24 protein-coding genes are annotated in these 26,408 nt (G+C 58.5%); 7 read left to right on the top strand and 17 right to left on the bottom strand.

From position 1 onward, the window contains the following. Positions 1 to 8 precede the first annotated feature (8 nt). The 6 genes from AMM33_RS01480 to AMM33_RS01450 all read left to right on the top strand — a co-directional run bounded on the left by AMM33_RS01480 (position 9) and on the right by AMM33_RS01450 (position 7,954). On the top strand, positions 9 to 755 hold the full coding sequence (locus AMM33_RS01480; RefSeq protein WP_369802385.1) for a pyridoxine 5'-phosphate synthase: 747 nt from the start codon (positions 9 to 11) through the stop codon (positions 753 to 755). A 166-nt stretch (positions 756 to 921) separates the two neighbouring features. After that, positions 922 to 1,347 (top strand): holo-ACP synthase, encoded by a 426-nt coding sequence (gene acpS / locus AMM33_RS01475; RefSeq protein ID WP_090138148.1) that lies wholly within the window; start codon positions 922 to 924, stop codon positions 1,345 to 1,347. Between the two features lie 35 nt (positions 1,348 to 1,382). Then, positions 1,383 to 2,465, top strand: coding sequence for a beta-N-acetylhexosaminidase (gene nagZ / locus AMM33_RS01470; RefSeq protein WP_090138146.1), 1,083 nt, complete (start codon positions 1,383 to 1,385; stop codon positions 2,463 to 2,465). A gap of 34 nt (positions 2,466 to 2,499) precedes the next feature. Then, positions 2,500 to 2,820 carry a hypothetical protein gene (locus AMM33_RS01465; protein WP_090138697.1) on the top strand — a complete coding sequence of 107 codons (321 nt, stop codon included), beginning with the start codon at positions 2,500 to 2,502 and terminating at the stop codon, positions 2,818 to 2,820. A gap of 970 nt (positions 2,821 to 3,790) precedes the next feature. After that, positions 3,791 to 4,813 carry an OmpA family protein gene (locus tag AMM33_RS01455; RefSeq protein ID WP_194945171.1) on the top strand — a complete coding sequence of 341 codons (1,023 nt, stop codon included), beginning with the start codon at positions 3,791 to 3,793 and terminating at the stop codon, positions 4,811 to 4,813. 36 nt (positions 4,814 to 4,849) lie between these two features. Then, positions 4,850 to 7,954: an Ig-like domain-containing protein gene (locus AMM33_RS01450; protein WP_090138140.1), complete on the top strand. Its 3,105-nt coding sequence runs from the start codon at positions 4,850 to 4,852 to the stop codon at positions 7,952 to 7,954. A gap of 63 nt (positions 7,955 to 8,017) precedes the next feature. Here AMM33_RS01450 and lysS read toward each other — a convergent pair whose 3' ends face one another. Next, entirely contained in the window at positions 8,018 to 9,574 is a 1,557-nt protein-coding gene (gene lysS, locus AMM33_RS01445; protein ID WP_090138138.1) for a lysine--tRNA ligase, read from the bottom strand. Positions 9,575 to 9,674: 100 nt separating this feature from the next. Further along, a complete protein-coding gene (locus tag AMM33_RS01440; protein ID WP_194945170.1) occupies positions 9,675 to 10,373 on the bottom strand; it encodes an LON peptidase substrate-binding domain-containing protein in 699 nt (232 codons plus the stop codon). A 32-nt stretch (positions 10,374 to 10,405) separates the two neighbouring features. Here AMM33_RS01440 and AMM33_RS01435 point away from each other — a divergent pair, with 32 nt between their 5' ends. Then, positions 10,406 to 10,954, top strand: coding sequence for a YggT family protein (locus AMM33_RS01435; protein ID WP_090138136.1), 549 nt, complete (start codon positions 10,406 to 10,408; stop codon positions 10,952 to 10,954). Between the two features lie 326 nt (positions 10,955 to 11,280). Here AMM33_RS01435 and accD read toward each other — a convergent pair whose 3' ends face one another. The 15 genes from accD to AMM33_RS01360 form a co-directional block, all read right to left on the bottom strand. Continuing rightward, entirely contained in the window at positions 11,281 to 12,153 is an 873-nt protein-coding gene (accD, locus tag AMM33_RS01430) for an acetyl-CoA carboxylase, carboxyltransferase subunit beta (RefSeq protein WP_090138134.1), read from the bottom strand. 75 nt (positions 12,154 to 12,228) lie between these two features. Beyond that, on the bottom strand, positions 12,229 to 13,038 hold the full coding sequence (gene trpA / locus AMM33_RS01425; protein WP_090138132.1) for a tryptophan synthase subunit alpha: 810 nt from the start codon (positions 13,036 to 13,038) through the stop codon (positions 12,229 to 12,231). Positions 13,039 to 13,135: 97 nt separating this feature from the next. Next, a complete protein-coding gene (gene trpB / locus AMM33_RS01420; RefSeq protein WP_090138130.1) occupies positions 13,136 to 14,413 on the bottom strand; it encodes a tryptophan synthase subunit beta in 1,278 nt (425 codons plus the stop codon). Between the two features lie 87 nt (positions 14,414 to 14,500). Next, a complete protein-coding gene (locus AMM33_RS01415) occupies positions 14,501 to 15,220 on the bottom strand; it encodes a phosphoribosylanthranilate isomerase (protein WP_090138128.1) in 720 nt (239 codons plus the stop codon). After that, on the bottom strand, positions 15,217 to 16,002 hold the full coding sequence (gene truA, locus AMM33_RS01410) for a tRNA pseudouridine(38-40) synthase TruA (RefSeq protein WP_090138126.1): 786 nt from the start codon (positions 16,000 to 16,002) through the stop codon (positions 15,217 to 15,219). Before truA ends, AMM33_RS01415 begins: the two co-directional genes overlap by 4 nt. Beyond that, positions 15,999 to 17,366: a FimV/HubP family polar landmark protein gene (locus tag AMM33_RS21670; RefSeq protein ID WP_255350666.1), complete on the bottom strand. Its 1,368-nt coding sequence runs from the start codon at positions 17,364 to 17,366 to the stop codon at positions 15,999 to 16,001. Before AMM33_RS21670 ends, truA begins: the two co-directional genes overlap by 4 nt. A 597-nt stretch (positions 17,367 to 17,963) precedes the next feature. Beyond that, positions 17,964 to 19,094 carry an aspartate-semialdehyde dehydrogenase gene (asd, locus tag AMM33_RS01400; RefSeq protein ID WP_090138123.1) on the bottom strand — a complete coding sequence of 377 codons (1,131 nt, stop codon included), beginning with the start codon at positions 19,092 to 19,094 and terminating at the stop codon, positions 17,964 to 17,966. A 249-nt stretch (positions 19,095 to 19,343) separates the two neighbouring features. After that, positions 19,344 to 20,429, bottom strand: coding sequence for a 3-isopropylmalate dehydrogenase (leuB, locus tag AMM33_RS01395; RefSeq protein ID WP_090138122.1), 1,086 nt, complete (start codon positions 20,427 to 20,429; stop codon positions 19,344 to 19,346). A gap of 18 nt (positions 20,430 to 20,447) precedes the next feature. Beyond that, positions 20,448 to 21,101: a 3-isopropylmalate dehydratase small subunit gene (gene leuD, locus AMM33_RS01390; protein WP_090138120.1), complete on the bottom strand. Its 654-nt coding sequence runs from the start codon at positions 21,099 to 21,101 to the stop codon at positions 20,448 to 20,450. 20 nt (positions 21,102 to 21,121) lie between these two features. After that, the gene (leuC, locus tag AMM33_RS01385) at positions 21,122 to 22,543 is read right to left on the bottom strand and encodes a 3-isopropylmalate dehydratase large subunit (RefSeq protein ID WP_090138694.1); all 1,422 of its coding nucleotides are present in this window, start codon (positions 22,541 to 22,543) and stop codon (positions 21,122 to 21,124) included. A 59-nt stretch (positions 22,544 to 22,602) separates the two neighbouring features. Continuing rightward, positions 22,603 to 23,958 carry an MATE family efflux transporter gene (locus AMM33_RS01380; protein ID WP_090138118.1) on the bottom strand — a complete coding sequence of 452 codons (1,356 nt, stop codon included), beginning with the start codon at positions 23,956 to 23,958 and terminating at the stop codon, positions 22,603 to 22,605. Positions 23,959 to 24,064: 106 nt separating this feature from the next. Further along, on the bottom strand, positions 24,065 to 24,406 hold the full coding sequence (locus tag AMM33_RS01375; protein ID WP_090138116.1) for an ATPase with chaperone activity: 342 nt from the start codon (positions 24,404 to 24,406) through the stop codon (positions 24,065 to 24,067). A gap of 7 nt (positions 24,407 to 24,413) precedes the next feature. Then, positions 24,414 to 24,752: a zinc ribbon domain-containing protein YjdM gene (locus AMM33_RS01370; protein ID WP_090138114.1), complete on the bottom strand. Its 339-nt coding sequence runs from the start codon at positions 24,750 to 24,752 to the stop codon at positions 24,414 to 24,416. A gap of 44 nt (positions 24,753 to 24,796) precedes the next feature. Continuing rightward, a complete protein-coding gene (locus AMM33_RS01365; RefSeq protein WP_090138113.1) occupies positions 24,797 to 25,618 on the bottom strand; it encodes an NAD-dependent epimerase/dehydratase family protein in 822 nt (273 codons plus the stop codon). A 14-nt stretch (positions 25,619 to 25,632) separates the two neighbouring features. Continuing rightward, the gene (locus AMM33_RS01360; protein WP_090138111.1) at positions 25,633 to 26,397 is read right to left on the bottom strand and encodes an HpcH/HpaI aldolase family protein; all 765 of its coding nucleotides are present in this window, start codon (positions 26,395 to 26,397) and stop codon (positions 25,633 to 25,635) included. Between the last annotated feature and the right edge of the window lie 11 nt (positions 26,398 to 26,408).

Here is a 26,408-nt window from a genome sequence, read left to right as displayed (position 1 = left end):
ACACCTCCATGACGACTTCTTCCCAACGTGTGGCCCTGTCGGTCAATGTCAACAAGGTCGCATTGCTGCGCAACTCGCGCCACCTGGGCATTCCCAGCGTCAGGCGTGCAGCCGAGCTGTGCCTGCAAGCGGGCGCGAACGGCATCACCATCCACCCCCGCCCGGACGAGCGCCACATCCGCGCGAGCGACGTGCCCGAGCTGCACGCCCTGATGCAGGCCTGGCCCGAGCGCGAGTTCAACATCGAAGGCAACCCCTTCCACAACCTGATGGACCATGTTCGGGCCGTGCGCCCGCACCAGGTGACCTTTGTGCCCGACAGCGAAGGCCAGTTCACCAGCGACCACGGCTGGACCTTCCCGCAGGACGCCGAGCGCTTGAAGCCCTTGATCGACGAGTGCAAGGCGCTGGGCGTGCGCGTGAGCCTGTTCATGGACCCGATCCCAGAGCAAATGGCCGCAGCCCGCGCCGTGGGCGCCGACCGGGTGGAGCTCTACACCGAGCCCTATGCCGCCGCCTTTGGCACGCCAGCGCAAGCCATGCAGCTGCAGCGCTACGCCGATGCCGCTGTGGCCGCCACACAAGCGGGCCTGGGCCTGAACGCGGGCCATGATCTGAACCGCGACAACCTGCCCGCCTTTGTGGCGGCGGTGAAGGGCCTGCAAGAAGTCTCGATTGGCCACGCCTTCATGGCCGATGCGTTGGAGATGGGCTATACCGCGACCGTGCAAGCCTATATGGCGCTATTGGGTTGAGCGTTCAGCGTTCAGCGTTCAGCGTGAACAGAGCAACGCCTAAAGTCCAACGCCCAACGCCCAACGCCCAACGCCCAACGCCCAACGCCCAACGCTCAACGCCCAACGCTCAACGCCCAATGCTCAACGCCCAACGCTCAACGCTCAACGCTCAACGCTCAAACACATGATCTACGGCATCGGTACCGACATCTGCGATATACGCCGCATCCGGGCCAGCCTGGATCGGCACGGCGAGCGCTTTGCCGCCAAGGTGTTGTCGGATGCCGAGATGGCCACCTGGAAAGCCCGCAGCGCCCGCTGGCCTGAGCGCGGTGTGCGTTACTTGGCCACCCGTTTTTCGGCCAAAGAGGCCTTCAGCAAAGCCATTGGCCTGGGCATGCGCATGCCCATGACCTGGCGGCTGTGCGAGATCGGCAAGTTGCCCAGCGGCCAGCCTGTGGTCGTGCTGCACGGCGGCCTGAAAGACTGGTTCGAAGCCAAGGGCCTGAGCGCCCACATCACCGTGACCGACGAGTCCGAGTACGCGGCCAGCTTTTGTGTGGTCGAGACCCACGCACCTGCAGCGGCTGCAGACATGGCCGGCCCTTGATTTGGACACGATCACCCTGAACTGTTGAGATACCCATGAGCATCCACGCCCCCCTGATCCTGGACATTGAAGGCCACAGCCTCACGGCGGCGGACCGCCGCCGACTGGCGAACCCGCTGACCGGCGGCATGATTTTGTTTGGCCGCAATTGGCAAAGCCGGGCGCAACTGAGCGATTTGTGCGCCGAGATCAAAAGCATCCGGTCGGACCTTTTGATCGCGGTGGACCACGAAGGCGGGCGGGTGCAGCGCTTTCGTACCGATGGCTTCACCCACTTGCCCAGCATGCGGGCCATTGGCGAGCTTTGGGGCCAGGACAACAAGGGTCAACCCGGCTCGGGCGTGCTCAAGGCCTGCGAGGCGGCGACTTCGGCGGGCTTTGTGCTGGCCAGTGAATTGCGGGCTTGCGGCGTGGACTTCAGTTTCACGCCCGTGCTCGATCTGGACCATGGCGAGAGCGGCGTCATTGGCGACCGTGCATTTGCCCGCGACCCGCGTGTGGTGAGCCTCTTGGCCCGCAGCCTGATGCAAGGCCTGCTGCAGGCGGGTATGGGCAATTGCGGCAAGCACTTCCCTGGCCACGGCGCGGTCAAGGCCGATTCGCACACCGACATCCCAGTCGACAAGCGCAGCCTCAAGGCCATCTTGGCCGACGATGCCGCGCCTTACCCGTGGTTGGGCAGCGTGCTCACCGCCGTGATGCCTGCGCACGTCATTTACAGCCGGGTCGACGCCCGGCCCGCTGGCTTTTCCAAGCGCTGGCTGCAAGACATTTTGCGCGGCCAGATGGGTTTTCAGGGCGCGATTTTCAGCGACGATTTGTCCATGGCGGGTGCCCGTCAGGTGCAGGGCCAAAGCCTGAGCTACACCGAAGCGGTGCGGGCCGCACTGGATGCGGGCTGCGACCTGGCCTTGCTGTGCAACCGCTCGGTGGGTGGCGGGGCCGAGCTGGACCAGGTGCTTGATGAATTGGCCGAGGCCGCCGTCAAAGGCCAATGGCAACCCAACGAGGTGAGCGAGCAGCGCCGCCTGGCGCTGTTGCCCAGCGCCACTGCCCGAGATTGGGAGTCCTTGGTGCGTTCGGCCGATTACATGCGGGCGCTGGATTTGTTACCGTGACCTCTTTGAACTCCTACATACGCAAGTGAACACCATGGGCAGGCTGCTTTTTCAATTGTTTTTGGTTTTCTTCGGGCTGGTTTTTATGTTGGGCCTAGTGGCTGCACTGGGCATTTACATCGTTTGGGCAATGCTGCGCTGGCTGCTTACGGGACATAAGCCACAAGTGGCTGTGGTTTGGCAGCAGTTCAGCGCCATGCGCAAAAATTTCAGACAAAGTGAGTTTCGTGGGCCATCGAAATCGGGCCCGCAGGGAGCTTGGACGCATAGATCAACCCATTCAGCCAACGAACAGGTGGTAGATGTCGAGGTGCGCGAGGTGGTGGATGGTGCGCCACGTTTGCCGCCGACCTGAATCCGTGACCCAACTTTGAATCCCGATCCTGCATCGGTAGTGTCCGGTTAAAAGTGAACAAATTTAAATGCTTAGCGCAATCAGGCGCATCCAATGTGTAGGCGTCGGTCTGTAGGACGCATGAAATAAGGGTTTTCTGGAAAACGAGGCTGACAAAATCTGTAGAAAAGTGTGATTCGATGCCTTCAATTGCAACTTCTTTTTGAAGACATTGAGCACGTAGGTGGCACAGCGCACCAGATTTGCGTCCTGACTGCGTTCTCGCTGGCACCCACGAATTTTTTGATGCGCAGGTGTTGCTGGAGCCACTGGACAAACAGCTCCACCTGCCAGTTGTTCATGTGTAGATACCGCTTGCGGGCTTTTCGAATCCACAGGCTTGCCAAGTTGTCCGCCCAAATCCGCAAATCTTGCGATTCGTTGGCATCGGCCAAGGTGGAGCGGTCAGGCACATGCCGAAAGCCCATGGCGAAGATCCTGCTGGTACTGACTCCCAGAGTCGGCTTCATGTCGCGCAAAGACGCTTGTCAAGTCAATTGACCGAAAGTCATGAGGGTTGCCACGACACGCAGGCCGTGCAATAGCACCATACAGCTTCTGGCCTGAGCCATGGCAAGCAAGTGAGCGTTCAGCGCAGTCAGGGCGTAGGAGTCGAGTTTGTTGCTTGCTTGGACAAAAGCGCGATCACTGACCACACGCTCAAGACCTGAATGGCGGGGTAAGTTGGAAAAAAGTCAAGCATCAATTGCTGAAATTGAGATCGCTGGCTGAGCATAAAACTCACCAGACAAGACCGGGAGAGATTGCGATGACGAACACAGGTGCTGGATTAGGAGCCCCAAAAACAGGCGCGCTTCCAACTTTTAAATGATTGATTTAGGCTTCATTTATCCGTAAAAATTATTCTTAATCTTTAAAATTTGACTATTTGAGATATATTAAAGCTTTTATACACCTTGTAGGAGTCTGTGTGAGAAAGCTCAAATATGATGTCGAATGGACCAAATATGCAAATAAATTATCAATTTCATTTGTATTGATGATTTTTTCGGGGTCACAAGCTGTGGCACAAGGCACTGGCAGCCCCGAGCCCGATTCTCCAGTACTCAATTCGACAATAATTGATGCATTTGGTGCTAAGTATGCTTCGCTTGCATCGGCACCAATTGAGCAGGCCCGAGTGCTGGTTTACAGACCAGGGCCTAAGGCAAAGGCAGAGCCCGTCAATATTTACTTGAACGGGCGCTACCACACCTCCTTATTACGAGGTGGCTACACCGAGTTTTGTGCTGCAGCGGGCACCGTTGCTTTTCATGCTGTTCTGGCCGATGCCAAAAAATTGCACACGGGCAGGCTGGGTGTGGCGCAAACTTGGTCGTTTCAGCCTGGGAAAACATTGCTTCTCAAAGTGCAAGAGCCGGGACGTTTGACAGAGATTTCTTCCGAGCAGGCGCAAGGCGAGCTATCGGGTACTGCCAAACAAATTCACACCATTTCCCGCTCACCGCTTGTTCAGGATTGCCAAGAGCCTGCACCCGTTGTGGCGAAAGTTCCAACACCGGCAGCCACTCCCATTGCAGCCAATCCGCCAGCCCCCAAGCCTGCCGTTCCACGTCTGTATGCGCTTGAGTCAGATGCGCTGTTCGAATTTGGTAAGGCTGAGCTTCGGGCATCCAGTTACAACGCCATTGAAATCATGGCACAAAGATTGAAGCAGGATTTCAACAGCGTTGAAAGAATTCGCGTGGTGGGTCATACCGATGCGATTGGCAAGCCCAAAACCAACGCCAAGCTGTCCATGGATCGTGCCAAAGCGGTGGCAGCTCAGCTACAGGACCGAGGGCTCAAACCCAGCAAAGGATTCAAGATTGAGGGAGAGGGGGCCGCGCACTTGGTGAAGTTGCGATGTGGCAACCAACCAACGCCTGAAAACAAAATTTGCCACGCCCCCAACCGTCGCGTGGAAATTGTGGTGACAGGCGCAAGACGCTGATTTCTAGGTCAAACCTCTACTGCGGACGTATCAATTATGAAAAACTCCTACAAAGTCATTGTCAAAACCAATCAGGGCGCCGAAAAGTCCACCACTCATGATGTGCCTGAGCCAGGATCTCGTTGGGTGGGGGGGCTCAAGATCAAGGCTGTACCCGGTGGAAGCTACCAGCTCATTGACAACGCGACAGGGCAAGGTCCTGACAACATTCGTGCCAAGCGTGTCGGCAAAGACCTACACCTCAGTTTTGAAGGCCGTGAAAACGATGACTTGGTTATTTCGAATTATTTCGATAAAACCGAGACTGGTTTTGGTGCAGTCATTGGTGAAGCCAGCCCAGGTATTTATCACGAATACATTCCGGAGTCCGGCGAAACCTCCTCCTTCATGGCTAACTTGCCAGATGGCGCTACCAATGTTGGCATGGCGCTTGGCGGGTATCAGGTTGGTGCTTCGGGGGCTGCGGTCGGGGCGCTGGTTGCAGCGGCTGGTTTCAATCCTTTGTGGGCACTGCCACTGGCATTATTGGGCGCTGGTGGAGGGGGGGGCAGTGCCGCTGCGGCTGTCATTGCTGGCCCCAAGATTACTCAAGCCAAGCTGCATCAAGAGGACGATACCGGCATCAGCAATACCGACAGCATCACGGGTGACAACACGCCACGGATCTTGGTGGATGCCGATCCCGGTGCCACCGTCACCGTCAAAATCAATGGCAAAGAATATGCCGGCAAAGAAGTTTCTGCAGGGCGTTATGAAGTGCCCGTGACAGATGCCCTGCCAGATGGACTGAGGACTTTTGACGTTGTTGTTAAAAATACTGCGGGCGGCACCAGCACATTTGCGGGCACACCATTTGTCATTGATACATCCAGTGCCAATAATTATGTGCCCCCCGATCAAACAAAACCAACGACAGATCCCAATAACGGGATTGTTGTGACGATTAAATCGATCACGACAGATACAGGTTCAAGCGAAAGCGATTTTTATACCAGTGACAACACCCTGGATTTCACGGGCACAGTGGGCAGTTTCACCAACAATGGGGACATGGTCGAACTGTTTTTGCGTGATGCGTCTGCCAAAGTTATCGCGTCTGAATATGTTTTGCCAGCTGATGGCCAATGGAATTGGAAACTTACCACATCCATGCCAGCACTGGTGCTTGCTGATGGTAAATACACCATCACGGCGAAAGTGGTGGATAAAGCGGGTAATGCTGTCAGCCAGTCAGACTCGGAAGTTGTCATCATCGACACCGACGGCGGTAAAAACCAGCCCGACGGTTCAGTCAACCCCAATACCAGCGCCAAGGTCGACATCACAGCTATCACCACAGACAGTGGTATCAGTGCCAGTGACTTCATCACAAACGATCAAACACTGACATATAGTGGCACGGTCACGGATTTCACTGCCAATGGTGACAAGGTGATGCTCGAATTGCTGGACAGCGGCAGCAAAGTGATTGCTTCTAATTATGTGGATGCCACAGTCAGCGGTAAAACTGGCAGCTGGAATTGGGCTTATGAGACGGAGCAAGCCGATGGTCAATACACCGTTCGCGCGACCGTTGTGGATAAAGCCGGTAATCGTGTCAATGCAAATAGCGCTCAAGACACGCAAGTACTGACTATCAAGTCAGTGGCAGATGGAAATAATCCGAATAAAAATGCGACTGTGGATGTCACGGGCATCACCACAGACAGCGGTTTCAGTGCTAATGATTTCATCACCAAGGATAAAACGCTGACTTACAGTGGCAAGGTGACAGGTTTCCTTGCCAATAATGGTGACAACGTGATGGTGGAGTTGTTGAAAGTCAATGGGCCGAAAGAAGAGAGTGTTGCGACAAGTTATGTGATGCCTGGAGCAAACGGTGAATGGACTTGGGCATACCAGCAGACACAGAGTGACGGCATTTATAACGTTCGTGCAACCATTGTGGATAAATCTGGAAATCGGGTGAATTTGAAAGATTCAGTTGCTGGAACGGGTGGCGGTCAGGATGTACAAGAGGTAAAAATAGATAATACACCGGCAAATAACTCGAATATGAAGTTTGGTATTGCCATCACCTCGATCGATCAAGACTCGGGTTCTTCAAATAGCGATTTTTTGACCAATGTTCAAAAATTGTCATTTAAAGGAAAAATAGATAATTATGAAACTGACTTTAATTCTAATGTTCTTGTTCAAATCCTTGACGTTAGCGGAAAAGTTTTGTCTATTGGGACCACGACTGTGAATTCAAGCGGTGTTTGGGCATTTGATAATACATCGAAAAGTTTAGGGGGGGATGGCCTTGTCACTCAGTATATTTTGAAGGCATCCATGATGGATGCTGCAGGTAATATTTTGAAATCAACGGATCATTCATTTGTTATTGATCTCGAAAAGCCGAGATTTACCTTATCAGGTAATTTAAGTCAAAATATTTTTCTTGGTTTGAAATTCACAGCATCTGAAGGTGGTAATTTTGTTTTGAATAATATTCCTCAAGATGTTGGGGCAAAATCTTTAACACTTTCGCAGTCAAAGAATTATGCTATTGGTGAATTTAATCTGAAATTTATGGATTTGGCGGGAAATGGATCTGTGCCAAATGATCAATTACCTGACGGTAAAAATGCCAGCCCATGGGACTTAAGGAATGGTGTGGAACTTGATTACGTGCCCGTGTCAGGCCCTTCAACTTTTTCTGGAAATGAAGTTGTCGGTTCAATAGGCAAATATGTGCTTGCGGCCGATGTTCCTGTTTACGATTTGGCTGGATTGCATGCCAATATACCAAAAGTCGATGATTTGTCTGTTCATAATCATATTGGCTTGTCTGGTTCGGAAGTTATTCCAGATGCAGCTCATACTTTGAATTTAACGACGAGTGACGTGTTGGCATTGGGTGTAAAAAATAGTTTTTCAACGAATGGCAGCAGCACCTCCGATGGGCGAATTCAGATGCGTATTGATGGAGGTGACAGGGATACCGTGAATTTGGATGACGTCATTGGAGATAAAAATTATGTTTGGACACCTCAGTCTGATGTCAAAATTGGCACAAACACCTATGATGCTTATGTTAATTTTGATTTGAATTTGGAAGTTTTTATTCAAAAAGAAATCAATCTTTATTTGGTTTGAGGTTGATCAGCTGAACATAAAAAATGCCCGCAACTGCGGGCATTTTTTATTTGAATTTGCAGATTATTCTTGTACGTGCCTCAGAGCCGGGAACAGGATCACATCACGGATGCTGGCGCTGTCGGTCAGTAGCATCATCAGGCGGTCAATGCCAATGCCGCAGCCGCCCGCAGGCGGCATGCCGTATTCGAGGGCGCGCACAAAGTCGTGGTCGTAGTACATGGCTTCGTCGTCACCGTCGTCTTTGGCGGCCACTTGGGCGTGGAAGCGTGCGGCCTGGTCTTCGGCGTCGTTCAGCTCGCTGAAACCATTGCCGAACTCGCGGCCGGTGATGTAAAGCTCAAAGCGCTCGGTCACTTCGGGGCGGGTGTCGTTGGCGCGGGCCAGCGGGCTGATCTCGGTCGGGTGCTCCATGATGAAGGTGGGCTCCCAGAGCTTGTCTTCCACGGTTTCCTCAAAATAGAACACCTGCAGGCTGGCCAAGCTGCGCGTGGACAGTTTGTCCTTGGCTTCACTCATGCCCAGCTTTTTCAGGGCGTTGATCAGCCACTCGGCGTTGTCCACGTTGTCACCGGCTTCGGTGTGCTTGACGATGGCTTCGCGGATGGTCATGCGGGCGAAAGGCTTGTTCAGGTCAACGGGCTTGCCGTTGTAGGTCAAGTCCAAGGTACCTGCAGCGGTCATCGCCGCGTCGCGGATCAGGCTTTCGGTGAAGCCCATCAGGTCCTGGTAGTTCCAGTATGCCGCGTAGAACTCCATCATGGTGAACTCGGGGTTGTGACGCACCGAGATGCCTTCGTTGCGGAAGTTGCGGTTGATCTCGAACACGCGCTCAAAACCACCCACCAGCAATCGCTTGAGGTAGAGCTCGGGCGCGATGCGCAAGAACATCTCTTGGTCCAGCGCGTTGTGGTGCGTCACAAAGGGTTTGGCATTGGCGCCACCGGGAATGGGGTGCAGCATGGGCGTTTCGACTTCGAGAAAGCCGTGTTGGACCATGAACTCGCGGATGCCGCTCACGGCCTTGCTGCGGGCCGCAAAGCGCTTGCGGGCGGCCTCGTCGGTCATCAGATCGACATAGCGCTGGCGGTATTTGACTTCCTGGTCGGCCACGCCATGGAACTTGTCGGGCATGGGGCGCAGGCTCTTGGTGAGCATGCGGATGCTTGTCGCGTGGATCGACAATTCGCCCGTGCGGGTTTTGAAAAGGTGGCCTTCCACGCCCACGATGTCACCCAGGTCCCAGTGTTTGAACAGGGCGTACAGGTCTTCACCCACATCGTCGCGGGTCACATAGACCTGGATGCGGCCCGTGGCGTCTTGCAGCGTGGCAAAGCTGGCTTTGCCCATCACGCGCTTGAGCATCATGCGGCCTGCAACCTTGGCCATGGTTTTGGCCATGCCTTCGCCGTTCAGGGCTTCGGCGTCTTTGTCGCCGTGCGCCTGGTGCAGGTTGGCGGCGTGGTGCTCGGGCTTGAAGTCGTTGGGAAAGGCCACGCCCTTGCCCTCGGCTTGCGCCTGGCGCATGGCTTTGAGTTTTTCGCGGCGCTCGGCGATCAGCTGGTTTTCATCTTGTGGGGCTGGCGTGGGCGCGGCTGCGGTGGCTTGGGTATCGGACATGTGTGGCAGGTGGTTGGGGTCGGGGCGCGGAGAGTGCCTGAACCTGGATGACGGCAAAGGAAGGAAAGCAAGGCTGCGCCAAGGCGCAAAGCCCGTTATTTTAAGAGTTTGCGGGGGGCTTTTGGCCGGGGCTGCCTGGCGGCGTGGTCGAAGGCTGAGGAGAGCGCTCAGAGTGCGTCACCATGTCGCCGATCAACTCCAGCCGCATCAGGGGCTCTTGCAGGGCAAACAGCCGGTATTTCATCTGCAGGGGCAGGGGCAGCAACTCGCCCCAGCGGTTGGACAGCCAGCTGCAGTCCTGCAGCTGCCAGGCCTCGGCCCAGTGGGGCACCACGTTGGCTTGTTCGCTCAGTTGGGCCAGGATGTCGTGCATGTGCGCTGACAGGTGTTGCAGGTCTTCGGGTACCTGCACGGCGGGCTCGGGTGGCAGGGCTTGTACTTGGCCAGTCCACAAGCCGTCGCTGCGCTGCTGCGTGGCCTGGATGCTGAATTTTTCCACACCCCGACACCAGACCATGACCAATCCGGGCTGGGGCCGTTCGATGCGCTCGATCTGTACCCGGGTGCCCATGGGCTCAAACTGCTCGGCAGGCGTCCCAGGGCGGTGCACTTCGCGCCCTTGGGTGAGCGTCACCACGCCAAAGCCGCTGCCTTGGCGTTCGCATTCGCCAATCATGTGCAAATATCGCAGCTCAAAGAGTTGCAGGGGCAACAAAGCGCCGGGAAACAGCACGGTACCCAGGGGAAACAGAGGCAATTCCGTCGATGAGGCGGGGGATGGGATAGGCGCGGAATTCATCTGGGTATCATCGCACGAGCAGGAGAAAAGCAATGTGGTTTCAGATGGTCAGTATGGTGTTGGAAGTGGTCGCGGGCTTGGTGGCGGGCACCTGTTTGCTGCGTTTTTTGATGCAGTGGCAGCGCGTTTCTTTCAATCAACCCTTGGGGCGTTTTGTGTTTGCGATGACGGATTGGCTGATTCTGCCGCTGCGCAAAGTCATTCCCTCCGTTTCGGCTTGGGATTTGTCGAGTCTGGTAGCCGCTTGGCTGGTCAAGTTGGTGCAGTTTTTGCTGCTTTGGCTGGTGGCGGGTGGACAAGGCGCTTTGGGCCTGTTGCCTTTGGTCGGCCTGATCGGGCTGGCGCAGTTGCTGGTCTCTGCCCTGAGCGCCCTGGTCCTGGTGCTGGCCATCACGTCCTGGGTCAACCCGGGTTCGCCTGTGCATGTGCTGGCCATGCGTTTGTGTGAGCCGTTCCTGCGCCCTTTTCAGCGTGTCGTGCCCCTGATGGGCGGCATCGATTTGTCGCCCATAGCGCTGTTGCTGGTGTTGCAGTTGCTGGGGATGCTGCTGTCAGGCCTGCAGATGAGCCTGATGCGCTGATGCGCGGCCGCGATATTTCTCCTATTGATCCGGCCCTGTGAAGTTTGCAGGGTGACTTCAACCTTGGACCTTGTGGGTGCTAGCCCTGCTGGCGATCAGACGCTTGTGGACCACAGGCTTTTCGCTTGGCTGGAAGCTCCCAAAAACTCCTCCCAACGGGCAATACGCGGCTCAGACTTCATCGGGCCGAATCTATAGGTCGGCACTCGAAGAGTCCGACGTGCTTGGTGCGCCGCTACGGTCAGCTGGGTTGTTGCGATTCATTGACCCATCCTCCAATGACAAAGGCCCTCAAATGAGGGCCTTTGTCATGTGTGCGCAACTGTTCAACTCACGGCATCTGCCGGTTGGCGTTGCAGCATGGCCAGGGTGCTGGCAATGGTTTTGCGCAGTTCACGGCGGTCGCAGATGAAGTCCACCGCGCCTTTGGTTTGCAGGAACTCCGCACGCTGGAAGCCTTCGGGCAAGGTCACGCGCACGGTGCTTTCGATCACGCGGGGACCGGCAAAGCCGATCAGGGCTTTGGGCTCGGCAATGACCACATCACCCAAGAAGGCAAAACCGGCCGACACGCCGCCCATGGTGGGGTCGGTCAGCACGCTGATGTAGGGCAGGCCTTTTTTGGCCAGCCGGGTCAGGGCGGCGTTGGTTTTGGCCATTTGCATGAGCGAGAGCAGACCTTCTTGCATGCGGGCGCCGCCCGTGGCGGTGAAGCACACAAAAGGCACTTTTTGCGCGATGGCGGTTTCCACGCCGCGCACAAAGCGCTCGCCCACCACCGAGCCCATGGAGCCGCCCATGAAGTCGAACTCGAAACAAGCCACCACCAACTCAATGCTGTGCACGGCACCACCCATGACCACCAAGGCATCGGTTTCACCGGTGTTGTCCATGGCTTCTTTCAGGCGCTCAGGGTATTTGCGGCTGTCTTTGAACTTGATCGGGTCAACCGGCACCACTTCCTGGCCGATTTCGTAGCGGCCTTCGCCGTCCAGGAAACCGTTCAGGCGCGCACGGGCGCCAATGCGCAGGTGGTGCGAGCAGCTGGGGCAGACGTTCTGGTTTTCTTCGAGGTCGGTCTTGTAGAGCACGGTCTCGCAGCTGGGGCATTTGACCCACAAGCCTTCGGGCACTTGACGGCGATCGGCCGGGTCGGTGTGCTGGATTTTGGGGGGGAGCAGTTTTTCTAGCCAACTCATGAGGATTCTCCTTCAGGGGCGGATTATCGTTGAAACGCTTTTGGTACTTTTGATGACTTGAGGTCGCAGGACAGTTCAGGCATCAAGTGCCTGGCGGATACCGCTCAGGAACTCGGCGGCCACGGCGTTGACCTGATCGGCCGGTGCCGCGTCGATCAGCTGGATCAGACGCGACCCGATGACCACCGCATCGGCCACTCGGCTGATCGCTTTGGCCGTCTGAGCGTCGCGGATGCCAAAGCCCACGCCGACCGGAATGCTGACCTGCTGGCGAATGCGCGGCAGCATGGCTTCCACCGCGTCGGTGTCCAGCGTGCCAGAGCCTGTGACGCCCTTGAGCGACACGTAGTACACATAGCCACTGGCCACTTGCGCCACTTGCTGCATGCGTTCATCGGTGCTGGTCGGCGCCAGCAAAAAGATCAGGTCCATGTTGTGGGCGCGCAGTTTGGCGGCAAATTCCACACATTCTTCGGGCGGGTAATCCACGATCAGCACGCCATCCACACCGGCAGCCGAGGCGTCGCGGATAAAGCTGTCAGCGCCGTGTTTTTGATCGTAGCGCTCCACCGGGTTGGCGTAGCCCATCAGCACCACCGGGGTGGTGGTGTTGGTTTGGCGGAATTCCCGCACCATGGCCAGCACCTGCACGGTGCCAATGCCCAGTGCCAGGGCTTTGTCGCCCGCTTTTTGGATCACCGGGCCGTCGGCAGACGGGTCAGAAAACGGCACCCCCAGCTCGATGATGTCGGCTCCGGCCTCTGCCATGGCATGCATCAGGGGGACGGTCGTGGTTTTCTGGGGAAAGCCTGCCGTGACATACGGAATCAGGGCTTTGCGGCCCTGGGCTTTCAGGGCGGAGAGGGTGGCGTCGATGCGGCTCATGATTGGTTAGGCGTTAAGCGTTAAGCGTTAAGCGTTGGGCGTTGGGCGTTGGGCGTTGGGCGTTGATGTGGGGGGGCTTGGCAAGGCGCAAAACGCTTCACGCCGAACGCTGAACGAAGATGCCTTTGACCGATTGGCCTTGGCAGCTGGGGCGGCAATAGAAATCGGCGTTTGACAGGTCAGCCACGGTGCCGATGTCCTTGTCGCCACGGCCTGACAGGTTGACCAGAATGCTTTGGTCAGTGCGCATGGTTTTGGCCAGTTTCATGGCGTAGGCTACCGCGTGGCTCGATTCGAGCGCGGGGATGATGCCCTCGGTGCGGCACAGGTAGTGGAAGGCTTCGAGCGCCTCTTTGTCGGTGATGCCCACGTACTCGGCGCGGCCAATGTCCTTCAGGAACGCATGCTCGGGGCCCACGCCGGGGTAGTCCAAACCGGCACTCACACTGTGCGTCTCGGTGATCTGGCCGTTTTCGTCTTGCAAGATGTAGGTGCGGTTGCCGTGCAGCACGCCGGGCGTGCCCAGTTGCAGCGAGGCGGAGTGCTTGCCCGTGTCCAGACCTTCGCCTGCGGCTTCCACGCCGATCAATCGGGTTTTGTCGTGCGGGATGTAGGGGTAGAAGATGCCCATGGCGTTGCTGCCACCGCCCACGCAGGCGATCACGGCGTCAGGTTGCTGCTCTGCCATTTGGAGCGTTTTGAACATCTCGGGCATTTGCGTCAGGCACTCTTCGCCGATCACGCTTTGGAAGTCGCGCACCATCATGGGGTAGGGGTGGGGCCCTGCCACGGTGCCGATGATGTAGAAGGTGTTGTCCACATTGGCCACCCAGTCGCGCATGGCTTCGTTCAGGGCGTCTTTGAGGGTTTTGCTGCCGGACTCGACGGGCACCACGGTGGCGCCCAGCAGTTTCATGCGGTAGACATTGGGGCTTTGGCGTTTGACGTCTTCAGCGCCCATGTAGACCACGCATTCCAGGCCGTAACGGGCGCAGATGGTGGCCGTGGCCACGCCGTGCTGACCCGCGCCCGTCTCGGCGATGATGCGCGGTTTGCCCATGCGCTTGGCCAGCATGGCCTGACCGATGGTGTTGTTGATCTTGTGGGCGCCTGTGTGGTTCAGGTCCTCGCGCTTCAAGAAGATCTGCGCGCCGCCCATTTCACGGCTCATGCGGGCAGCGTGGTAGACGGGCGAGGGGCGGCCCACAAAGTGCGCCAATTCCGACTTGAATTCGGCCATGAAGGCCGGGTCGTTCTGGTACTGGGCGTAGGCGGCTTTGAGCTCGTTGATGGCGTGGGTCAGGGTTTCGCTGACGAAGCTGCCGCCATAAATGCCGAAATGGCCTTTGAGGTCGGGTTGTTGGTAATCGAACATGGTGATGGCCTTGGTGGGGGTCGGGGGTGCTCGGCGCTTGCAGTGCTGAACGCTGCAAAGGGAGCCGAGGCCAGCCCGGGGAATGCTTTAAAGGGAGAGTGCGTTGTCTGCGGAGCGCACCGCCTGGACAAACTGCCGCATTTTGTCGGCATCTTTGAGGCCCTTGCCTGCTTCGATGCCAGAGCTCACGTCAACGGCCAGAGACAGGCCGTGCGTGCGCAGTGCCCGAATGCCATCGCCCACGTTTGCAGGTGTGAGTCCACCAGACAAAACGAGGTGAGCATTGACGTTTGGTGGCAGGAGTGACCAATGGAATGTTTTTCCGCCGCCGCCGTATCCGTCGACATGGGCGTCGAGCAAGAGGGCTTGGGCTGCGTGATGAATGTAGGCAAATTCTAGCAAGTCGAAGTCATGGACCTCGGACAGGGGGATTCGGGCGGCTTTGAGGTGGGGGCGGCCTGTGCGCTGCGATATGTCTTGGCAGAAGTCGGCCGATTCCTCGCCATGAAACTGCAGTAAAGCGCCGGGCACGGCTGCGCAAGCCGCCTCGATCCGCTCGGGCGTCTCATTGACGAACAGCAGCACGGGCGTCACAAAAGCGGGCAGCAGGCGGGCCAGCTCGGCCGCGCGCTCGATGCTCACGCTGCGCGGGCTGGGCGGGTACAGCACAAACCCGATGGCGTCGGCACCCACGGCGCAGGCGGCCAAGACATCGGCCTCTCGGGTGAAGCCACACATCTTGATGCGCGTGCGTTGCTGCGGGGCAGGGCTGGTGGATGCGTGGGTGGCTGTGTTGCTGGGGCTCATGGCAACCAATCAAAAGCAGGGGTGGTGTAGGGCAAGCCCCATTCGGGGCTGTAGATGGGCCCGGCAAAGTACAAACCATCCGGAGAAAACGTGGGCGCTGCCGCGTCTCGGCTTCGTGCCTGCAGCACCTCGCGCATCCAGTCGGGGGACTGGTTGCCCTGGCCGATGGTCACCAGGCAGCCCATGATGTTGCGGATCATGTGGTGCAAAAAGGCGTTGCCTTCAAACTCAAAGCGCCAATAAGCGCCGTGCCGGGAAATGCGGATGTGGCGCAGCGTTTTGACCGGCGAGAGCGCCTGGCAGCTGCTGGCCCGAAACGATGAAAAATCGTGCTCGCCCAGTAAATGCTGGCTGGCTTCGCGCATGGGTGCTTCGGCCAGAGGGCGGTACACCCAGCCCACGCGGCCCGCCTCCAGGCTGGGGCGCACGATCGAGTCGAGCACCACATAGATGTAGCGCCTGCCTGTGGCGCTTGCGCGGCAATGGAAGCTGTCTGGGACATATTGCGCCCACTGCACTGCAATGTCAGCGGGCAGATACCGGTTGGTGCCACGCACCCAGGAGTAGGGGGAACGTTCAAGTTCCGTGTCAAGGTGAACCACCTGCATGAGGCCGTGCACCCCGGCATCGGTGCGCCCTGCGCACAGGGTGCTCACACGGGGCACATCGCAAAACTGGGCGAGGGCTTTTTCGAGCTTGTCCTGAATGGTTTGGCCAGAGGACTGGCTTTGCCACCCTTGGTAGGCCGTGCCTGAGTAGCAGACGCCCAGCGCCAGTCTCACCGGATTTGACCGAGCAATTGCAAGGCGCGTGCCTTGAGATCACCCGTGGCAGAAGACGCCACCGACAGGATCAGGGCGCGGGCCAGGTCTTGATCACCCTTGGCCAGCAATTGGCTGGCCAGGTTCAGTTTGGAAATTTCAGTGTCTTCGGGACTTGGGGCTGGACGCTGTGCTGGCGTAGGAGTAGCAGAAGGAGTAAGAGCAGGCGCGGACGCTTGTACCACTGGCACGGGCTGAGGAGGCGGCGTCATGATGGCTTGAGGCATCGCCTGGAAAGGCGGCTGCATGGGCTGAGCTTGTGCAGTCGTTCCAGGCGACGATGGCATGGGCATGATGTTGACGGCCCCATATTGGGGCGATGCTGCAGGGCCTTGTGCCATGTTGGTTGCTGGCCCCAGATTCAGGTCCAGCGAAGACATTTGTGGCGGAATGTCCTGGTGGCGCATGGTGGAGTTGCTGGATGTCTGAAAGGCATGTGGCGGCACATCATCATAAGAGGGTGCAAACACTTCTTCGTTAGCCGATGATTTGCGACGGATCCAGAAAATAAAGACCAATAGCACAAATATCAGTCCAGCAGTCCATGCCCACATGGACTTGTTTTGAGCAAACTCATCAAGCACCGAGGCCCCCAGTTTGGCCAGGCTTGACTCGCTGTCGGCGCCGTCCGCTGTAGCTTGTGCGCCAGGCAGACTGGACCCGTTACCTTTTGACAGGGCTTCGAGCTCCTGCATGTTTTTGTTGAGTGCGGCCAATTGGTCGGCGGTATCTTTGGCTTCGCGCTCGGCTGCCAATGTGGCTTCAGGACTGGTGGTGCTGATTTGCGATTTTGACAAGGTCAGCTTGTCTTGCTGCGGTGTTTTGTCTTCTTTGTTTTTGAGATCGGTGCTCACCTTGCCGGACATTTCACGGCCTTGAGCACTGCCCACAAACAATGGCGATTGTGCCAAGCGCCGGGCGTAAGTGGCAAAGTCACGGGTTTGGGCGATCACGGTTTGCCGGGCTTCGGCCCGGGGAATCAGTGCCGCTTCTTCGGGCTCAGGCATGCGCAAAACGGCGCCTGCTCGGACCAGGTTCACGTTCCCCTCAATGAAGGCATCTGGATTGGCCTTGACCATGGCCAATAACATTTGGTCAAGGGATACATGCGAAGGCAGGCTTCTCAAGGCTAACTTAGAGGCTGTGTCACCTGGGTGAACGGTCAATGTTTCAGCTGTGCTTTCACCAGCTCTGGGGTTAGTCGGTTTGGTGCCCAAGACGGCAGGGGCATCAGCCGCAATCCCAGTGGAATTGGCAATAGTTTGGTTGTCAACAGGAGCAAAGCGATAGACCGGAATATTCTGAGCGTTGAGTTCAACGCTCATCGGTGGCACAGCAGAGACAACGGCAGATCCTGATGGTGCAGCAGCAGGCGCAGCTTGAACGGCTGAAGTAGCGGGTGTAACAGGCAAATAACTTGTGGAAGCCCTTGGTTCTGGTGTGACTCGAGGTACTTGTCTGTCGCCACTGGCTGCCGTCAACAAGACCGCATAGTTTTTGACCAATCGACCGGTGGCCCATTGTGTTTCCAGGATCAGATCAACAAAAGTGTCCTGCAAGGGCACATTCCCCTTCAAGGAAATGTAGGGCTTGCCATTGCTACGCGTCTCCACCGTAGTGGCCACGCTGTAAAGCGCACTGTTGAACTCCATACCCGCTTGCTGAAAGCTGGCCGGAGAAGCGAGCTGAGCGCGTAGACCACGCAACTCTTCCGGGGTGTATTGGGCAATGTCAACCTCGGCATGCAATGGCTCGCCGATGGCTGATAGCACCTGAAACCGTCCCAAATCGAGGGCATGGGCAGAGAAACACCAAGAACAGATGACCAAACCACTGATGGCTTTTAACTTCCAGTCTTTTGCTGTCAAGCTTTGCGTTTTACCCATGTTTTCCCCGAATCCTTATATCGAAAGCAGCGGCGGTCAGACGTCCAACAATATCCGAAGCATTCGCCGCAGTGGCTCTGCAGCCCCCCACAGCAACTGATCACCAATGGTGAATGCACCCACATACTCCGGGCCCATGGTCAATTTGCGGATACGTCCCACCGGAATGGTCATCGTGCCGGTCACTGCCACGGGCGTCAAATCCTTGATGGTCGCTTCCCGCGTATTAGGCACCACTTTAACCCATTGATTATCTGCGGCGATCATGGCTTCCAGATCGGCCACGGGTACATCTTTTTTGAGTTTGAAGGTCAGGGCTTGGCTGTGGCAGCGCATGGCGCCCACACGCACGCAAAAACCGTCGACCGGAATGGCTTCAGAGCCAAAAGCCTCGCCCATGCCCAAAATCTTGTTGGTTTCGGCCATGCCTTTCCACTCTTCCTTGGACATGCCGTTGCCCAAATCCTTGTCGATCCAGGGGATCAGCGAGCCGCCCAGCGGCACGCCAAAGTTGGCGGTCTCGTTGGCGGTCAGGGCACGTTGTTTGGCCACCACCAAGCGGTCGATTTCCAAAATGGCGCTCTTGGGGTCGTCCAGCAGGGCTTTGACCTCGGCGTTCAGCGTGCCGTATTGGGTCAGCAGTTCGCGCATGTGTTGTGCACCGCCGCCCGAAGCCGCTTGGTAAGTCTGGGTGCTCATCCACTCCACCAAACCGGCTTTGTACAAGGCACCCACGCCCATCAGCATGCAGGACACAGTGCAGTTGCCGCCCACCCAGTTTTTGCCGCCGTGCACCAGCGCGTTTTGGATCACGGGCATGTTGACCGGGTCCAAGATGATGACCGCGTCTTTATCCATGCGCAGGGTCGAGGCTGCGTCGATCCAGTGGCCATTCCAGCCCGCTGCGCGCAGCTTGGGGAAGACTTCGGAGGTGTAGTCGCCGCCTTGGGCGGTGATGATGATCTCGCAGCGCTTGAGCTGTTCGATGTCGAAAGCGTCTTGCAGCGTGGTTTCGTTCTTGGCCATCGAGGGGGCTTGGCCACCCGAGTTGGACGTGGAGAAGAACAGCGGCTCGATCAGGTCAAAGTCTTTTTCCTGAACCATGCGGTCCATCAATACCGAGCCGACCATGCCGCGCCAGCCCACCAAACCTACTAACTTGCTCATTTCAACGCCCTTTCAGTTTTTAAAACAGTGTCAGACCAGACTGTTTGCCCGGCTCGTCTGGCCGGGAGGGGCGCACGACGAACCAGGCCGGATCAGCCCTTAATGGTCGTGGTTTTTGTGGAAGTTGCACGCGCGCCAGCCCCTGCCGTGGCGGCAAAAGCAAAGTTCAGGTTGAACAGGCAGGCGTGAAACATGGCCGAAATTGTAATGGATGCGGCCCGGGCAATCCGGGCAGCATCCGTGATGGCTTTAAGCCAGCGCTTTGACCACCGCATCGCCCATTTGCGCGGTGCCCACCTTGGTGGTGCCTTCGCTGTAAATGTCGCCGGTACGCAGGCCCTGGGCCAGCACTTTTTGCACAGCCGATTCGAGGCGTTGGGCGGCTTCAGGCTGGTTCAAGCTGAAGCGCAGCATCATGGCGGCTGACAAGATGGTGGCCAGCGGATTGGCCACGCCTTTGCCTGCGATGTCTGGGGCGCTGCCGTGGCTGGGCTCGTACAGGCCTTGGTTTTTGGTGTTCAGGCTGGCCGAGGGCAGCATGCCGATGGAGCCTGTCAGCATGGAGGCTTCGTCGCTCAGGATGTCGCCGAACATGTTGCCCGTGACCACCACGTCAAAACGCTTGGGCTCTTTGACCAGCTGCATCGCGGCGTTGTCCACGTACATGTGGTCCAGAGCGATGTCGGGGTACTCTTTGCCCACTTCGGTGACCACGTCTTTCCAGAACTGGAAGGTCTCGAGCACGTTGGCTTTGTCCACGCTGGTCACGCGGCCCTCGGTGCCTGCGGCCTTGCGCTTGCGGGCGGCCTGGAAGGCCACATGCGCGATGCGCTCGATCTCGGGCTTGGAGTAACGCATGGTGTCGAAGGCTTCTTCCGAGCCGGGGAAGTGACCATCGGTGGCGATGCGGCGCCCGCGTGGCTGGCCAAAGTAGATGTCGCCCGTCAACTCGCGGATGATGAGGATGTCCAGACCCGAAATCAGCTCGGGCTTGAGGCTCGATGCACCGACCAACTGCTCGTAGCAGATGGCAGGGCGGAAGTTGGCGAACAGGCCCATGTTTTTGCGCAGGCCCAAAATCGCCTGCTCGGGGCGCAGAGGGCGGTCGAGCTTGTCGTATTTCCAGTCGCCCACCGCGCCAAACAGCACGGCATCACTGTCCATGGCCAGTTTGAGTGTGGCTTCGGGCAGAGGGTGGCCAAACGCGTCGTAAGCTGCGCCGCCGACCAAGGCGGTTTCCATCTCGAACTTCAGGTCGAGCGTGTTCAGGACTTTGACGGCTTCAGCGACGATTTCGGTGCCGATGCCATCACCGGGGAGGACTGCGATTTTCATGGGGGTTCTCGTGTTCTTTTAGGCGTTGACGGCGGTGTGGGCCAACCAAGGCTTGGTGGCCAGACGCTCGGCTTCATAGGCTTTGATCTTGTCGGCGTGGCGCAGGGTCAGGCCAATGTCGTCCAAGCCGTTGAGCAGGCAGTACTTGCGGAAGGCTTGCACCTCAAATGGGATTTCCTGGCCTTGGAGGCGCACCACCACTTGGCGCTCGAGATCGACGGTGAGTTCGTAGCCGGGGAAGGCTGCGACGTCGTCGAACAGTTGGGCCACCACCGCTTCGGGCAGCACGATGGGCAGCAGGCCGTTTTTGAAGCAGTTGTTGAAAAAGATGTCGGCAAAGCTGGGCGCGATCACGCAGCGAAAGCCGTATTGGTCAATGGCCCAAGGCGCGTGTTCACGCGATGACCCGCAGCCAAAGTTCTTGCGGGCCAACAAGATGCTGGCGCCCTGATAGCGCGGCTGGTTCAGCACGAAGTCAGGGTTGGGCTTGCGGCTGGCTGGGTCCTGGCCGGGGTAGCCTACATCCAGGTAGCGCCATTCGTCGAACAGGTTGGGGCCAAAACCGGTTTTGCGGATCGACTTGAGGAATTGCTTGGGGATGATGGCGTCGGTGTCCACGTTGGCGCGGTCCATCGGGGCCACCAGGCCTTTGAGGAGGGTGAATTTCTGCATGCTGGGTTTCCTCGAACGCTTCAGGCGAATTTGCGGATGTCAACAAAGTGGCCGTGCACGGCCGCAGCAGCGGCCATGGCGGGGCTGACCAAATGGGTGCGGCCACCCGCGCCTTGACGGCCTTCGAAGTTGCGGTTGCTGGTCGAGGCGCAGCGCTCGCCGGGCTCCAGGCGGTCGGCGTTCATGGCCAGGCACATCGAGCAGCCGGGCTCACGCCACTCAAAGCCAGCGGCCTTGAAGATCTCGTGCAGGCCTTCGCGCTCGGCTTGTTCTTTGACCAGACCTGAGCCGGGCACGACCATGGCCAGCTTGACGTTCTTGGCTACTTTTTGGCCGAGCTTCTTGACGATGGCGGCGGCTTCACGCATGTCTTCGATGCGGCTGTTGGTGCAAGAGCCAATGAAGACTTTGTCGATCGTGATGTCGGCCAAGGCCTTGCCGGGCTGCAGGCCCATATAAGTCAGTGCGCGCTCAATGGCGTCACGCTTGACGTCGTCTTTTTCCTTGTCGGGGTCGGGCGTGTGGCCGTCAATGCCCAACACCATTTCGGGCGAGGTACCCCAGGTGACTTGCGGCACGATGGCGCTGGCGTCCAGCTCGACCACGGCGTCAAAGTGCGCACCGGGGTCAGACTGCAGGGTCTTCCAATAGGCCACGGCGTGGTCCCACTCGACGCCCGTGGGCGAGAGCAAACGGCCTTTGACGTACTCGATGGTTTTCTCGTCTACCGCCACCAGGCCAGCGCGTGCGCCGCCTTCGATGGCCATGTTGCAGACCGTCATGCGGCCTTCCATGCTGAGTGCCCGGATGGCTGAGCCTGCGAATTCGATGGTGTAGCCGGTGCCGCCTGCGGTGCCGATCTTGCCGATGATGGCCAGCACGATGTCTTTGCCCGTGAGGCCTTTGGCCAGCGTGCCCTCGACCTTGATCAGCATGTTCTTGGCCTTTTTGGCCAGCAGGGTTTGCGTGGCCATGACGTGCTCGACCTCGGAGGTGCCGATGCCGTGGGCCAGTGCGCCAAAAGCGCCGTGGGTGGACGTGTGCGAGTCGCCGCAGACCACCGTCATGCCGGGCAGGGTGGCACCGTTTTCAGGGCCAATGACGTGCACGATGCCCTGGCGCTTGGACAGGAAGGGGAAGAAGGCGGCAGAGCCCGATTCCTTCATGTTCGCATCCAGCGTGGTGATTTGTTCTTTGCTGATCGGGTCGGTGATGCCGTCGTAGCCCAATTCCCAGCCGGTGGTGGGGGTGTTGTGGTCGGCGGTGGCCACGATGGAGCTGACGCGCCAGACCTTGCGACCGGCTTGGCGCAGGCCTTCAAAGGCCTGGGGGCTGGTGACTTCGTGCACCAGATGGCGGTCGATGTAGAGGACGGAGGTGCCGTCTTCTTCGGTGTGGACGACGTGTTCGTCCCAGATCTTGTCGTAAAGCGTGCGTGCCATGGAGCTTCCTTGCTGTGCAACCGCACATTTTATGCGTGGAAAGGTGCCACCCCCTGCCCTCAGGCTTTCGCGCCCCAAGGTGTCCATTTGACCGCTGCAGCAGTGACCAGGCCATAAAGCACCATCGCGATGGCGATCAATTCATAAAAACGATCTGCAGTGCCTTGGTGCTGTGACAGCCAATAGCCCGCCCCCGCCACCAGCACCAATCGCACCGTGCCCGCCAGCACGGGGCCGATGACCTGCCCAGCGCCTTGAGAAGCGAAATACAAGGTCAGGCCCAGGCCAAAGAAGGGAAAGGCCGGGCCTGCGGTCACCAGATATTGCCGGGCATAGCCGAGCACGGCTTCGTTGCTGGTGAACAGGCGTGCCCAGAGGTCGGGCGCGAGGGTGACCACGGCCCCGATCAGGGCCAGGTTGAAGGCCGACACGCCCCCTGCGACCCAGGCCACACGCCTGGCCCGGGCCACATCGCCAGCCCCCATGGCCATGCCGACCATGGGCACCGAGGCCACGCCAATGCCAAAGGCAATCGGGATCAGTAAAAATTCAAGCCGCTGGCCAATGCCGTAGCCCGCCAGCGCTTCGGTGCCCAGTTGCGCCAGCATGCCTGTGAAGATCAAAATTGCCAGCACCGACTGCACGGGCGACAGGCAGGCGGTGGCACCCACTTTGAGGATGTCGGCAAACAAACTGGCCTGCATCTCAAAGCCTTGCCAGCGCAGCGTCAGACGTCCCTGGCCGCTGACCAGATACCAGAAAAAATACCCCACGCCTGCCGCTGTGGCGATGATGTGCCCCAGTGCCACGCCCACCATGCCCATGGCGGGCGCCGGTCCCGCCCCCAAAGACAACACGCCGCCCAGAACGATTTGCAGCAGTGCCGTCGCCACCAGGCCCACCGAGGGCACACGCATATTGCCCGTGCCGCGAATGATGGATGCCAGCGTGTTGAGCAGCCAGACCAGCAGGGCGCCCGAAAACAACACGCTGGCGTAGCGCACTGCTTCACTCAAAACAGCATCCTTGCCGCCCAGCAAGCGGTAAAAGCCCGGTCCCCAGATCAGGAAGATGGCGCTGTAGAGGATGCCAGCGCCCAGGCCAATCACCAAGGCGTGTTGCAGCAGGGTTTGGGCACGCGGCACATCTGAAGCCCCCAGCGCCCGGCTGATGGCGGCCGACACCCCGCCGCCCATGGCACCTGCCGACATCATCTGCGTGAGCATGGCAAAGGGAAACACCAGCGCCATGGCCGCCAGCGGGGCCGTGCCCAGACGGCCCACGTAATAGGTCTCGGCAATGCCCACCAGCACCGTCATGACCATGGCCAGCACATTGGGGGCTGCCAGGCGCAAGAGGGTGGACAGGATCGGGCCGTGCAGCATGCTCTGCAAATCGTGCTGGGGTGTGCTCATGCGCAGATATTGGCAGTTGGCGCCGCCCAGGCGGTTGACTTGGGCGACAGGTCTGCTGCCAGCCTTGTCCGTCGGAGCTTCAGCGCCGACAAACGCAAGCTCAAGCTCAAGCAGCAGGGTCTTCGGGCGGCGTGCTTTGCAGCAGTGAGGCCATCGGCCAATTCAGCAGCTCGGCCAGGCGGCACACCACCCAGCGGGCCTCCACGGGCGAGACCACCGAGGGCTCGGCCAGCAGGCCCTGTTCGCACTGCTCAAGCACCACTTCTTCGGTGATGCCCAGCGTGAACTGCATATTGGCCGCTTGCTCGGTCAGCAAGTTGGCCAGGTCTTCGCACAGCTCATAACGTTCGGCCATTTCGTGGTGACCGATGCTGGGCTTGATCTTGCCGGGCGGCACATACAGCGCCGTGAAGCTCTCTGGCAAGTAGATCTGGTTGTCGTCGCTCATGCCTGCATCAGGCTTTTTTGACGAATTCGGTTTTCAGCTGCATGGGGCCAAAACCGTCGATCTTGCAGTCGATGTCGTGGTCGCCGTCAATCAGGCGGATGTTCTTGACCTTGGTGCCCACCTTGACCACCGACGAGGAGCCCTTGATCTTCAAGTCTTTGACCAAGCTGACGGTGTCACCGTCTTGCAGCACATTGCCATGGGCGTCTTTCCAGATTTTGGCCACGTCAGCAGCCGCAGCTTCGGCCGGATTCCATTCGTGGCCGCAGCTGGGGCAAATCAACAAATTGCCATCTTCGTAGGTGTATTCATCGTGGCATTGAGGGCATGGGGGCAGGGTGCTCATGGGGTTCCTTATCGGGCTGGAGGATACTCCATGCAGCACAAACTTCAGTCGTGCGGCGTGGCCTTGACGAACGCACCGCCTTGGTAAATGGCGGCCGGGTCTTGTCGGTCGATGTGTTGCTGGCGGGCCTCGACCGCCGGGCGGAACACGTCCGATGAATCCTGCGGCCGGTAGCCAATATGCTGGGCGTGGGTGTTGTCCCACCAGGTGGTTTGGTTGTCCGACATGCCGTAGATGATGCTGTGGCCCACGATGGGGGCGGTGAGCGCGGCCACCACCAGACGCTCCAGATCGTCGTAGCTCAAGTAAGTGGCCAGCATGCGGCGGTCCTTGGGCTCGGCGAAAGAAGAGCCAATGCGCAGGCTCACCGTCTCGATGCCCCAGCGGTCCCAATACATCTGGGCCAGGTCTTCGCCAAAGGCTTTGGACAGGCCATAAAAGCCGTCGGGCTTGGGCGGCATGCGGGTGTTGACCACTTCATCCTGGCGGTAAAAACCCGTCACATGGTTGGAGCTGGCAAACACGATGCGCTGAACGCCCTTCAGGCGTGCGGCTTCGTACAGGTTGACCATGCCCACGATGTTGCCCGCCAAAATCGGCGCCCAGGGCTGTTCGGTTGAGACGCCGCCCATGTGCACCACGGCGTTCACGCCATCCAGCAAAGCCAGCATTTGATCGGCGTCTTCGAGCGAGGCGGTGTGCACCTCTTCGCCTTTTGCTGCGGGGCCCAAATCGCGGCGGTGGCTCACGCGCAGCACATCGCAATAGGCTTTCAGGCGGGGGCGCAACACTTGCCCCAGGTTGCCACCCGCGCCCGTGAGCAGCAAGCGGGGAAATCGGATGGTCGAGGCGGGGGTGTTCAGCATGTCTTGTCCCCTGTTCAGGATTTGAATCGGCCGGCCAAAGCGGTGGCGCTGTCGCGCAGCACGTTCTGGTCGGCACCTACGGCCACAAACAGGCAGCCTTGGTCCACATAGTGTTTGGCCAGGGCTTCGTCTCCCGTCAGGATGCCGGCCGCTTTGCCGCAGGCGCGGATGCGGGCAATTGCCTCGTCAATGGCCTTGAGCACCTCGGGGTGCTTGGGATTGCCCAAGTGGCCCAGTGCCGCCGACAAATCGCCAGGGCCGATGAACACACCGTCCACGCCGTCCACGTTGGCGATGGCTTCGATGTTTTGCAGGCCTAGCACGGTTTCAACCTGCAGCAAGACGCAAATTTCTTCGCTGCTGTGCTGGGCGTAGCCTTTCACGCGGCCATAGTAGCTGGCGCGTGGAGCCCCCGCATAACCGCGTACGCCGTGGGGCGGATAACGAGTGTAGGACACCGCTTGTTGGGCTTCCGCTTCGGTCTGAATGTAAGGCACCAACAGGGTTTGCACGCCGACATCGAGCAAGCGCTTGAAGGTCACCATGTCGTTCCACGGTGGGCGCACTATTGGCGTGGTGGGGCTGCCCTTCATGGCTTGCAATTGCGCCACGATTTCGGGTAAGTCGTTGGGTGAGTGCTCCATGTCCAGCAGCAGCCAGTCAAAGCCGCAGTGCGCCAGGATTTCGGTGCTGATGTTGCTGCACAGGTGTGACCACAGGCCGATCTGCTTTTGACCGGATTGGATCGCGTGTTTGAAATGGTTGATGGGCATGTCCATGGTGTGATTCC

Source organism: Limnohabitans sp. DM1 (assembly GCF_001269385.1).
Classification (GTDB): Bacteria; Pseudomonadota; Gammaproteobacteria; order Burkholderiales; family Burkholderiaceae_C; genus Limnohabitans_A.
Note: the sequence above shows the minus strand (reverse complement) of the source record. Positions and strands in the feature narration are given on the sequence as shown.